The 12,186-nt window shown below is 42.8% G+C and carries 9 protein-coding genes; 3 read left to right on the forward strand and 6 right to left on the reverse strand.

All coding sequences use genetic code 11. The annotated features are described in order from the left end of the window. Window positions 1–3 precede the first annotated feature (3 nt). The 3 genes from LKO28_RS05055 to uvrA form a co-directional block, all read right to left on the reverse strand. Window positions 4–720: a rhomboid family intramembrane serine protease gene (locus LKO28_RS05055; protein WP_227693616.1), complete on the reverse strand. Its 717-nt coding sequence runs from the start codon at window positions 718–720 to the stop codon at window positions 4–6. A 28-nt stretch (window positions 721–748) separates the two neighbouring features. After that, window positions 749–2,629, reverse strand: a complete 1,881-nt coding sequence (mutL, locus tag LKO28_RS05060; RefSeq protein ID WP_227693617.1) for a DNA mismatch repair endonuclease MutL — start codon at window positions 2,627–2,629, stop codon at window positions 749–751. 75 nt (window positions 2,630–2,704) lie between these two features. Beyond that, window positions 2,705–5,560, reverse strand: coding sequence for an excinuclease ABC subunit UvrA (gene uvrA, locus LKO28_RS05065; protein WP_227693618.1), 2,856 nt, complete (start codon window positions 5,558–5,560; stop codon window positions 2,705–2,707). Between the two features lie 535 nt (window positions 5,561–6,095). Between uvrA and LKO28_RS05070 the strand changes: the two genes are divergently transcribed. Further along, window positions 6,096–7,136: a DUF2157 domain-containing protein gene (locus LKO28_RS05070; RefSeq protein WP_227693619.1), complete on the forward strand. Its 1,041-nt coding sequence runs from the start codon at window positions 6,096–6,098 to the stop codon at window positions 7,134–7,136. Window positions 7,137–7,178: 42 nt separating this feature from the next. Here the strand turns inward: LKO28_RS05070 and LKO28_RS05075 are convergent, their stop codons facing one another. Next, entirely contained in the window at window positions 7,179–7,595 is a 417-nt protein-coding gene (locus LKO28_RS05075) for an OsmC family protein (protein ID WP_227693620.1), read from the reverse strand. 84 nt (window positions 7,596–7,679) lie between these two features. Between LKO28_RS05075 and LKO28_RS05080 the strand changes: the two genes are divergently transcribed. Continuing rightward, the gene (locus LKO28_RS05080; RefSeq protein ID WP_227693621.1) at window positions 7,680–8,855 is read left to right on the forward strand and encodes a trans-sulfuration enzyme family protein; all 1,176 of its coding nucleotides are present in this window, start codon (window positions 7,680–7,682) and stop codon (window positions 8,853–8,855) included. A 72-nt stretch (window positions 8,856–8,927) separates the two neighbouring features. Here the strand turns inward: LKO28_RS05080 and tpx are convergent, their stop codons facing one another. After that, window positions 8,928–9,425, reverse strand: coding sequence for a thiol peroxidase (gene tpx, locus LKO28_RS05085; RefSeq protein WP_227693622.1), 498 nt, complete (start codon window positions 9,423–9,425; stop codon window positions 8,928–8,930). A 167-nt stretch (window positions 9,426–9,592) separates the two neighbouring features. Here tpx and LKO28_RS05090 point away from each other — a divergent pair, with 167 nt between their 5' ends. After that, entirely contained in the window at window positions 9,593–11,065 is a 1,473-nt protein-coding gene (locus LKO28_RS05090) for a hypothetical protein (protein ID WP_227693623.1), read from the forward strand. Window positions 11,066–11,141: 76 nt separating this feature from the next. Here the strand turns inward: LKO28_RS05090 and LKO28_RS05095 are convergent, their stop codons facing one another. Continuing rightward, window positions 11,142–12,104, reverse strand: a complete 963-nt coding sequence (locus tag LKO28_RS05095) for a D-2-hydroxyacid dehydrogenase (RefSeq protein ID WP_227693624.1) — start codon at window positions 12,102–12,104, stop codon at window positions 11,142–11,144. Window positions 12,105–12,186: the final 82 nt, after the last annotated feature.

The raw sequence follows: 12,186 nt of genomic DNA on the forward strand, positions 1-12,186 counted from the left end.
CGATTAATACATACTTCCCCTGCGTACCCCCCAAACTTTAAGAAGGATATAAGCAAATAAGGCACCTCCAACGTGCGCGAGGTGGGCAATTGATCCGCCGGAATTTGAAAAACCTAAATATATCTCAATTAAAATTAAAACGGGAATAAAATACTTTGCTTTAATGGGAACCGGAATAAAAAAGAGGTAGAGCGACATGTTTGGAAACAGGTAAGCAAAGGCGAGGAGCAATCCATAGATGGCACCGGATGCACCGACTAAGGGTGTGCCGTAGATAGAGGCTAGTGTATTGAATTCACTTTGGGTCACATCAAGCTGAGAACTCACACGGTTATTCAACATATCGAAGTTTAGGTATTCGGCAGCTCTGACGGTGCCTGCGATATTGTATACTTCGGCCGCTTGCACGCCATACTGCAAGACCAGCGCTCCAATACCACAGATGAGGTAGAAATTGATAAAGCGTTTAGATCCTAAAACCTGTTCTATAATGGAGCCGAACATCACCAATGCGAACATATTGAAGAAAATGTGGGCGAATCCGCCATGCATAAACATATAGGTAATCACCTGCCAAATATGGAAGAAAGGGGAATCCGGATAAAATACGCCGAAAAAACGGGGTGCTTGCAAAAAAATCGCCGAGCCGATAAAGCATATCACATTAATGATAAGCAGGTTTTTGACTACGGGGGTTAAATTCGAGAAGAGATTGTTCATATACGCTATGTTGTAGGTCGTAAAATGTTTAGTTTTTATTAAATCGTTCCATGAGCTCTTGCAAGGTAATCGTCACTACAATCGGCTTGCCATGTATAGATATACTTGGTGAGGGGGTGGCAAAGAGTTTGTCGATCAACTCCGACATCTCTTGGTTGTTTAATGCTGTTCCCGGTTTTATCGCCGCATTTTTTGCAAGACTACGTGCTAAGTTTTCTCTTTTATTAAGTTGTAATTTGTCTTTATTGTTTTTAAAGTCTTCTAAAAGCTGTTCTAGTATTTTTGTCTCATTGATACCCAAACCTAAATCGGCCGGTATACCGTCAACCACGAATGTCGTTTTACCGAAAGGACGAACCTGAAATCCTAAAGTTTGAATTTCGGGTAGGATGTCTTCCATCAATGCGTAATCCGCAGGGTTGAGTTCGATAGTTTGCGGAAATAAACTTTGCTGGCTGATTCCCTGATTATGTGTCAACTGTTCGAGATAATGTTCGAAAAGAATTCGTTCGTGGGCGGCTTGCTGGTCAATAAGCATGAAGCCCGAATGAATTTGGGACACGATAAAGCGGTTATGTAACTGAAAAAATTGTTTTGTTCCTTCCTGAAACGTGTTGGTTTTTTCTGTATCCGGCCTTGGATCTTCCTTTGTTTCAGGTTGATGTAATGAAAGTTGTTCAGACGGCTCTTCTTGAGCAATCTGGTATAGCGTATCCCAGTTTTGTGGAATGCCGGCCTTTTTTTCTAGTCCGGCGGCATAGCTCGATGCTCGTAAGCTCCCTGAAGTGGATTTGGTGTCTTCGAAGGGGTTAAAATCCGGGTTGAAGGAGATTGTCGGTGCTTGAATCTCTTCTAAAGGCTTGTTGGTGATGAAGTTGCTGAAACTCGTTTCTTGATTGAAATCTAAGGTTGGTGCGATGTTGTACCGACCTAAAGAACGTTTGACGGTAGACCGCAAAATGGCATACATCGCTTTATCGTCTTCGTATTTGATTTCTGTTTTCGTGGGATGGACGTTTATATCAATTTTTGAAGGATCGATCTCAATAAACAGTACATACAATGGATAGGCGTCTGCGGGAAGGATGTCTTCGTAGGCATTCATGACGGCGTGATGAAGATAGGGGTCCTTGACGAAGCGCTTGTTGACAAAGAAAAACTGTTCGCCACGGGTTTTCTTTGCAAATTCGGGCTTGCCGATAAATCCATTTACCGTAATAATGGTCGTGTCTTCTTCCACGGGTACGAGGCGTTGGTTATAGCTATTCCCGAAGAGATGGACGATTCGCTGTTTCAATGCTTCGGCTGGTAAATGAAAGAGTTCATTGCCATCGCTGTGCAAACTGAAAAATATCTTCGGGTGCGCTAAGGCTACGCGTTGAAATTCGTCAATGATATGACGCATTTCAACAGCATTACTTTTTAGAAAGTTACGACGGGCTGGAATGTTATAAAAAAGATTTTTTACACAGATGCTTGTGCCCGGTGATAGGGCTTCCGGTTCTTCACGGACGACCTTGGAGCCTTCTATCTGTATCATGGTGCCTAATTCATCTTCCACACGCCTGCTTTTAAGTTCTACCTGTGCAATGGCAGCGATAGAAGCTAAGGCTTCTCCACGAAAACCCATCGTGCGGATGGCAAACAGATCTTCTGCCTGGCGTATTTTGGATGTAGCATGTCTTTCGAAGCAAAGACGGGCGTCGGTCGTGCTCATGCCGCACCCGTTATCGATCACTTGTATGAGGGATTTTCCGGCGTCTTTAACGATAAGCCGAATGTTGTCCGCCCCTGAATCGATTGCGTTTTCAATAAGTTCCTTTACGGCAGAAGCGGGACGTTGTACCACCTCTCCTGCAGCGATCTGATTGGCGACCGAATCCGGAAGTAACTGTATAATGTCTGACATACGAAAAACAAAGTTACGAAAATTTTGGATGTACTTTTTCGTAACACACAACTACTTTGCGAGTCTTGGTTGTCGCTATTGTTCGTTCATTTCCATTTTCAAAAATCTCGCTGTTTCATTGTCTTCTTGTTGAGCAAGATCTTCGGGCAAGCCGGCAAACATCAACTGTCCGCCATTTTTTCCACCTTCGGGTCCCATATCAATTACCCAGTCAGCTGTTTTAACTACATCCAAGTTGTGTTCGATGATTAATACAGTGTTTCCTCGGTCAACTAGGCGATTAATAACGCCTAATAAAACATTGACGTCTTCGAAATGGAGTCCGGTAGTGGGTTCATCCAGAATATAAAATGTATTTCCGGTATCTTTTTTGGATAATTCGGTGGCGAGTTTTACCCGTTGAGCTTCCCCGCCAGATAGGGTGGTGGAGGATTGTCCTAACGTAATGTAACCTAGTCCGACATCCTGTAAGGTTTTTATTTTCCGATAGATGGACGGAATGTTTTCAAAAAAATCGACAGCTTCGTCAATACTCATGTCCAATACATCAGCAATAGATTTTCCGCGAAAGCGTACTTCTAAAGTCTCTCGGTTATAGCGTTTTCCATGGCAAGTTTCGCACGGAACTTGTACGTCGGGCAAAAAATTCATTTCAATAATTTTCATGCCGCCCCCTTGGCAGGTTTCACAACGTCCGCCTTTGACGTTAAAGGAAAATCTCCCCGGTTTGTAGCCCCGTATTTTGGCTTCGGGTAGCTGGACAAACAGGGTGCGTATATCGGAGAAGACCCCTGTATAAGTGGATGCGTTGGAACGTGGAGTGCGTCCAATTGGACTCTGGTTGATTTCGATTACCTTGTCTATATGCTCGATTCCGTTTATCTTTTTGTAAGGGAGGGGATTGCCTTTCGCACGGAAAAAATGCTTGTTCAAGATAGGGTAAAGTGTACCGGTAATCAGGCTGGATTTTCCGGATCCGGAGACGCCTGTTACTAAGATTAGTTTTCCTAAAGGAAAGTTTACCTGTACATTCTTGAGGTTATTCCCGGAAGCGCCTTTTAATGATAATGTTTTGCCGTTTCCCTTGCGCCGATGGGTAGGGATAGCGACTTCTTTTTGTCCGTTAAGATATTGCGCGGTTAATGTGTTGGCTTGCATGAGTTCTTGTGGGGTTCCTTGGGTCACGACCTCTCCGCCGTGTATGCCAGCCTCTGGCCCCATATCGATGACGTAGTCCGCCTGTAAGATCATGTCTTTATCGTGCTCTACCACTAAAACGGAATTGCCAATATCACGCAGATTTTTTAGTGATTTGATGAGACGTTCGTTGTCCCGTTGATGGAGTCCGATACTCGGCTCATCGAGGATGTATAAAACATTTACGAGTTGAGAGCCTATTTGTGTGGCTAAACGAATTCGTTGGGCTTCGCCGCCGGATAGGGTTTTGGATGAACGATCTAACGTGAGGTAACTTAATCCAACATCGAGGAGAAAGCCTATTCGCGCACGTATTTCCTTCAGAATTTCGGCTGCAATGGTGTTCTGTCGATCATTGAGGCGGCTTTCTAGATCATGAAACCAATTATGGAGGGTCGTGATATCCATGCTAGCCAGTTCCGAGATGTTTTTTTGATCGATTTTAAAATGTAACGACTCTTTTTTCAATCGCGCGCCGTCGCATGTCGGGCATACGGCCTTGGTGCGGAAATCTTCTAAGATAGGTGTGTCATCCGAATTTCGTCTATTGATTTCCTCGAGCATGTTAAAGAGGCCCGTAAATTGGATTTTGTATTCGCGAGCGCCATAACTGCCGTAAGAAATCGTAAGGTTCAGGGGCTCGTCGCCACCGAAAAGAAGGGTGTCCAGTTGTTCTTCGGTTAGTTTTTCAATGGGGTTGGTCAACGAAAAATCTAGCTTCTTAGCAACTGCTTTTATCACTTGGAATGTCCAAGAATCACGTGATGGTCCCAAGGGTAAAATAGCTCCCTTTTGTATACTTAGTTTTTTGTCGGGGACCACACTATCTTTGTCGAGCTCGAATACATAACCGAGGCCATCGCACTTGGGACACGCACCGTAGGGTGAGTTAAAAGAGAATGTATTGGGCTGCGGTTCGTCATAGGAGATACCAGACTCGGCGTCCATAAGATAACGACTGAAAAAGTGCTCGCGACCTTCTTTATTTGCAATTTTGATAATACCTTTCGCTACCTTCATCGCTTGCATGACGGATGTATACAGCCGCTTTTTATCGCCTTCGTTGGCATATAGTCGGTCTACAACGGTTTCAATATCGTGAATTTTGTACCGGTCGACTTGCATCTTAGGCACAAGATCCAAAATTTCGCCGTCTACACGTACTTTTGTGTAGCCTTGTTTTCTAATCTGTTCGAAAAGTTCGCGGTAATGGCCTTTACGGCCTTTTACAACGGGAGCTAAGATGTATATAGGCTCTTCTTTGAATTCGACGAGTATTCGTTCGACAATCTGTTCTTCAGACATACGTTGCATGAGCTTGCCTGTTACGTAAGAATAGGCTTCACTTGCTCGAGCATACAGCAAACGGAGAAAATCGTATATTTCGGTGATGGTACCTACGGTTGACCGCGGGTTCTTATTCGTTGTTTTCTGCTCAATAGATATTACCGGACTCAATCCGGATATTTTATCGACATCGGGACGCTCCATTCCGCCTAAAAACTGGCGGCTGTATGCGGAAAAAGTTTCCATGTAACGGCGCTGTCCTTCGGCGTAAATCGTATCAAAAGCGAGGGATGATTTACCACTACCGCTAAGTCCGGTAATCACGACCAGTTCGTTGCGAGGAAAAGATACGTCAATGTTTTTGAGATTGTGTACCCGTGCGCCAAATACCTCAATTTCATGTTGTTCACCTAAATCTATGGGGCTATGCTGCTTGGTAGAGCTCATATGATGTCGTCCTGAATTTGCAAATGACAAAGTTACGGTTTATTTATCTTCTTTTTCCCCGTGAAAAAGAAACAAAACCGAACGGAGTAAGCTCATGGATTCCGTAAAAATAAATATTTATCCATAAAGTCAAGACTGGCATTGTTCCGCTACCTTTACTTGTCTATTCCTAAACAGAACTCACCGCCTAAGGGCGGCTCAAACAGCTTTCTGTTTTAACGGAATACACTGCGTAAAGCTGCTCGCGGAACAATGCTAGGTCGTTTTAACCCGTATAACTGCTATAAATTAATGATCGCTTTTCATTTACGTATTTGCATCATCCCCTCCTTAACATTCAAGGTCGCATCAAAACCGAGCCCTTGGCGAGCTCAACGAAGTTAAACTTTGGCAAATGTAGGATTCCATTCTTAGCACTATCTCTAATGCCAAAGATTTTAAGCGACGAGTTTTGCATCACTTTTGCGATCAAAAGTGGTGTTATAAAAACTTGGCTGCTAATTTGTACCTTGGTATTAGCAAAAAAGGAAAAAGCGTGAGAAAACTGGATTTGACAAAACAGGAACGAGAAGTCGTTGAAAATGCACTTGATCATTGGCGTGAGTCGAATTTACTGGAAGCAAACAAAGTTGACGAGCTGAAGGAAACTATTGACGAAAAGGGTTTTGAATGGAAACATTTGGCCCGGTATGCATTTTGGATAGCCTTGGTTTCGCTGATTTTTGCGGTGTTTTCGCTCTTTGCAGATGATGCATTGGTTCGTTTTGTAGAACGTTTTTATGAAACACCTAATATTGTTTTTTGTCTATTTTTTGCAGGACTAGCCGTACTTTTTTATTTTCTGGGTTTCCAAAATAAAAAGCGGTATCCGGAAAAAACTTTCTCTAACGAAACGCTTATGCTTGCTGGCTCCTTTTCCACGGCCGCTTGTATCGGTTTCCTCGGTCAGGTATTGGATCGAACAACCAGCCAGTTTACACTTCTTTTTCTGTTGTCGATTATCATATATGGAACCTTGTCGGTCAAGCTGAATTCGAAATTGATATGGGTGTTTACGTTGGTGGCATTAGGGGTTTGGTTTGCGACAGAAACGGCTTATCACAGTAACTGGGGCTTTAAGTTTTGGGGAATGAACTACCCTCTCCGTTTTACGTTGTTCGGGTTACTTTTGACGTCTTTTGCCTTATGGGGACAAGAAAGGATAAAGCCGCTTAAACCTTTCCAATCTACGAGCTATGTCGTAGGATTGTTGTATACGATGATTGCCTTATGGTGTCTTTCTATTTTTGGGAATTATAGCGATTTTGATGCTTGGACGCAGGTTCGTCAGTATCATATTCTGTATTGGGGGCTTTTGGCTATTCTACTTTCGCTAGGATTGGCTTTGTATGGAATGAAAACAAAGGATCATGTTTCGCGTGATATAGGCTTTGTCTTTTTTATCTTGAATCTGTACACCCGTTTTGTTGAGTATTTATGGGATAATATGAATCGAACGATTTTCTTTTTGCTGCTGGCTGGATCATTTTGGTTGGTTGGACGCTGGGCAGAACGTATTTGGCGTAAGGGGAATTGATGTAAGCGAAAGGAGATGCTGGGCACCTCCTTCCGAATTCTGCTAAATAAATTTCAAGCTATAGGTGATCTCGACGCCACCCGCAGCAAGCATATCATGAACGGAGCAGTATTTCTTCACAGCCAATTCCGCAGCTTTTTGAACTTTGTTTTCGTCTAGTTGTCCCTTTAAGATAAATGTAAGGTGAATATGCGTGAATATATTCGGAACTTCATCTCGACGTTTTCCTTCGACTTCTACCTGTAGATCTTCTGGTGTTTGTCGTTGCTTTTTCAAAATACTGGATAAGTCAAATACACTACACGAACCTAGAGCCATCAGCACAAGTTCCATAGGGCGTACACCCTTGCCTTCACCACCAATGCTTTCTGCACCATCAATATGGACTTTTATATGCGAGAGCTCACTCGAGCCTTCAAAATAGACCGCTTCGTTTTTTCGTTGCAAATGGATTTTCATGCGCTCAAGTTACGAAAAATTTTAAAATGCAGTCTAGTCTTTTATATCGGTGAAATTTGGAAAAAATTCTAACTTTGCTTTGCTATGGACAAAGAACAATCGAAAATCATACGTGAACAAGCTCCGCGATCTGCAACCCGTGAGCATTCTGTTCCATTATATTTAACCTCAAGCTTTATTTTCGATAGTGCAGAACAAGGTCGTGCTGTTTTTGCGGGCGAAGAAGAAGGTACGATATATTCACGCTACTCCAATCCGAATACTACAGAGTTTATAAATAAGGTATGTATTATGGAAGGAGCGGAAGATGGTTTAGCCTTTTCATCGGGAATGGCTGCTGTTTTTGCTTCTTTTGCAGGTTTTGTACGAAGTGGCGATCATATTGTTTCTGCGGGTGCTATCTTTGGTTCTACCCACCAATTGTTTACAGAACTGTTCCCTCGCTGGGGGATCACGACCAGCTATGTGAATGCGGTAGACAATGAGGCTTGGGAGAAAGCTATACAGCCTAACACGAAGATTATTTTCTTAGAATCGCCTTCTAATCCGGGTTTAGAGCTTGCAGATTTAGAATTTTTGGGTAGCTTGAAGAAAAGATATCCAGAAATCATCTTTATCATTGACAATTGTTTTGCTACGCCTTATTTGCAACAGCCGTTAGCATATGGTTTTGATCTTTCGTTGCATTCGGCGACCAAATATATGGATGGTCAGGGTAGAGTATTAGGTGGTGTTATTGTCGGAAAACAAGATTTAATTGATGAATTGATGTTTTTTATTCGTCATACGGGACCTGCTATGTCTGCGTTTAACGCTTGGACGCTGTCAAAGAGTTTGGATACGCTTGCCCTTCGTATGGATAGACATTGTAGCAACGCTTTGGCTTTGGCAGAAATATTAGAGAAGCGGCCGGAGATTGTACAGGTAAAATATCCATTCCTACGATCTCATCCTCAGTATGAATTGGCGAAAAAGCAAATGAAAGCGGGTGGTGGTATCGTTACTTTTGAGGTTACAGGGGGAAGGGAAAGGGCCTTTCGTTTTTTAGACAAGCTGGAAATGATACTTTACACCTCGAACTTGGGGGATGTGCGTTCCATTGCTACACACCCGGCTTCGACGACACACGCTAAACTGACAGAAGAGGAAAGACTGAACTTAGGCATTATGCCGGGTACTGTACGTATATCGGTAGGCTTGGAAGACAAAGAAGATATTATAGGAGATATTTTGCAAGCTTTGGAAGCTTCCGAAGGATAAAAAAAGAGCAAAGATATGGTAGTGGTATACACATCGTCTTTGCTCTTTTTATTTCTTTATCTTTTTGAGCTATTACAGTGCTGCTAACGCTTTATCGTAATCGGGCTCTTCGGTTGTTTCCGCTACTTGTTCCGTATAGGATACTTTCCCAGATTCGTCGATGACGACAACTGAACGACTCAACAAACCGGTTAACGGCCCGTCTGTAAACTTGACTTGGTAAGCATCGGAAAAGTTGTTGTCTTTATATTCGGAAAGGGTGATCACATTGTCTAAATTTTCTGCTGCACAAAAACGCCCCTGTGCAAAAGGCAGATCTCGAGAAATGCAGAGTACAACAGTATTTTCCAGTCCGGAAGCTTTTTCATTGAATTTCCGTACGGAGGCAGCGCAAGTACCTGTGTCTATACTTGGGAAAATGTTTAAAACTATTTTTTTTCCTTTAAAGTCGCTTAAGCTTCTTTCAGATAAATCGCCTGCGGTCAATTTGAAGTCAGGAGCAGAAGATCCAATGCCTGGTAAATCACCTTGTGTATTTACTGCTGTTCCTTTAAATGTAATTTTAGCCATGATTTCTAATTTTAAATAGGACCATTAAGGTACGAAATTTAAAATTAAAGAATCGATTATTTTAAGGATCGTTAGATAAACATAAGAAAAATCACCACAAATTTGGTTTTTTAATAGTTGCGCTATATATTTGGTTATCAATTAAATTATAACTTGACAACTGAACTATGATGAAAAAACCAATCCATTCGGCTTGGTATAGTTTTTCCATCTTGTTTATCATTCTTACTTTGGTCTCGTGCAAGAAAAATGTAGAGATACCAAATGATGCTCAGGAAACCTATACCATCGGATTCAGATTCCAGGAATTTGAACAACACGTTGCCCCTTTAGGGCCAAAAAGGGCTAAAAGTAGTGCGAAGGCTACGACTCAGACGGCTGACCCCAGTGCATACGAGGGGGCTATTTACTTTTGGTCTTTTAATGCAGAAACTTTGATGCCGGACTTATATCCGAGTACGCATTGGAACATTACGTATAATGACGGGGAGGCTCCCGTTGACTACGGGCCAGGCTGGATGTATGAAGATTATGGTGCGGGCCGGGCCTTATCGTTAAAAGGTTTGAAAAACCTCATTTTCGAAATGCCGTTGACGAATATATCGGCGGTGCACGAATTGTCTTTTGACGTAAGTTCTTCAGGCACAGGTCCGAAAGGTTTTTCGCTACTCTTTTCCCAAAACGGAGTAGATTATACGATGATTAAAGAAAATAATCAATTCGAGAATACAACCACCCCACACAGTAAAAATTCATTTTCTTTTTCCCTAGGGGAGCTTTCGCTGGATTTTTCTAAAAATTTGTATATTAAATTGATCGCGAAGGCTGGGCTACGGGGAAACGCTTCTGATTACAACCCGACCTCGGGAATTTTTCGTCTGGACAACTTTCGTCTGGCCGGAATTGCTCAAGCCGTTTCGGATGCGAGTGTACGCCGGATACATTACCACATTTTTGATGCCGTTACACAAGATCTGGTTCTATCTGGAGCTGATCATTTTCGAGAAGGTGCGCTTGCTGATTTTGCCTTGGAGATTCCTGCCGGAGATTATATTGCTTCGTTCGTGACAAACGTATCTAATGAGGAATTAAATATACCGGAAATTGGACATGCGTCGACCTATTTCATTACCAATCCCTTCTCGAATAGTAAAGCAGAAATTTTTGGTGTATTAGATACCTTTTCGGTAGGGGGCGATATGCAAAGGGATATCGAATTAAATCGTTATTATAGTGAGATCCGATTTGCCTTCACGGATAGCGGAGACCTATCGGAGGTCGCTAAGCTTGTTGTGAAGCAGGAACAGGAACCGAGTTTTTATGCACCGTTCCTGCCTACGATGGAAAACCCGGTAGAGGATTTTTCAGAAATAGTCCTCTTTCCGGAATTTGATGCCAGTACTAGGGAGGTGTTCTTCCACCAGTTCGTGGGTAATACTTCCCTGCCTGTTCTGCTTCGCTATACGTTGGAGGCCTATAACGCTGCAGACGAGTTATTGCGGACGTTTCAAGTAGAAAGTGAGATTCGTAACAATATACGGCTGTTGTTTCGTGGCAAATTATTAGATGCTACAAACGGACAGTTTGTCGTTCGTCTAAATGAAGATTGGGATGGCGACAAACAAGTTGATTTCAATTAAGTAACTAAAATTTTTTAAATAAAGAGTTATAATTTATCTGATAGAAGAGACGCGATTTTATGGTCGCGTCTCTTTTTTATGATATCACATTGACGGATTGACCGCTTAGGAAGGATTTGATGTTTCCTATAACAACCGCTAGGAGGCGCAATCTGGACTCTTTAGTTGCCCAGGCAATGTGTGGTGTTATTAAACAATTTTTGGCTTGGAAAAGTGGGTGGTCGATAGGTGGTGGTTCTATGGCTAAGACGTCGATTCCGGCACCACGGATACGCTCTTCGTTTAGTGCATCTGCAAGTGCTTGCGCATCTATTAATCCGCCACGAGAGGTGTTGATAATAAATGCCGAAGGTTTTATCAAAGCGAGCGATTGGGCATTAATTAGATGCTCGGTTTGCGGTGTTAACGGACAATGTAAACTGACGATATCTGCTTGTGATAAAAGTTCTTCTTGTTCCTCGGCCCATCGGAAGTTCTTGCGATGAGATTGATCGGTCTTTGTGCGGCTATATGCCAAGATAGACATGCCGAAAGCAGCGCCTATATCGGCTACTTTTTGTCCGATACTTCCGAACCCTATGATCCCGAGTGTTTTTCCAGAGAGTTCGGTGAGTGGGTAATCCCAAAAACAAAAGTCGGGGCTTGCTGTCCATTTCCCCTTTATTACCGCATCACTATGCCGTTGGGTATGATAACATAGCTCAAACAAAAGGGAAAAGGTTAACTGTACGACAGATGGTGTGCTGTAACCGGGGACATTCGTTACGATAATATTTCTTTTTTTAGCACAATCCATATCGACCATGTTGTAGCCTGTAGCCATAACCCCGATGTACTTTAATGTCGGCAGCGCATCGATGATGTGTGCAGGAAGAGCTACCTTATTGGTTAGAATTATTTCGGCTCCTGCTGCCCGCTCGACAATCTCGTCTTCGGACGAACGGTCATAAATTACAACTTCTCCCAACTGCTCTAGCCCATCCCAGGTTAAGTCTCCCGGATTCATGGCGTAGCCGTCTAATACTACGATTTTTTTCATAAGCTTAAATTTATCTTCAAAGAAGTAGAGACCCCCGTTGCATGGCATAATACAACAAGAGACGCAATTTGCGTCTCTCGGG

The sequence above is a fragment of the Sphingobacterium sp. FBM7-1 genome, from assembly GCF_020687765.1.
Taxonomy (GTDB): domain Bacteria; phylum Bacteroidota; class Bacteroidia; order Sphingobacteriales; family Sphingobacteriaceae; genus Sphingobacterium.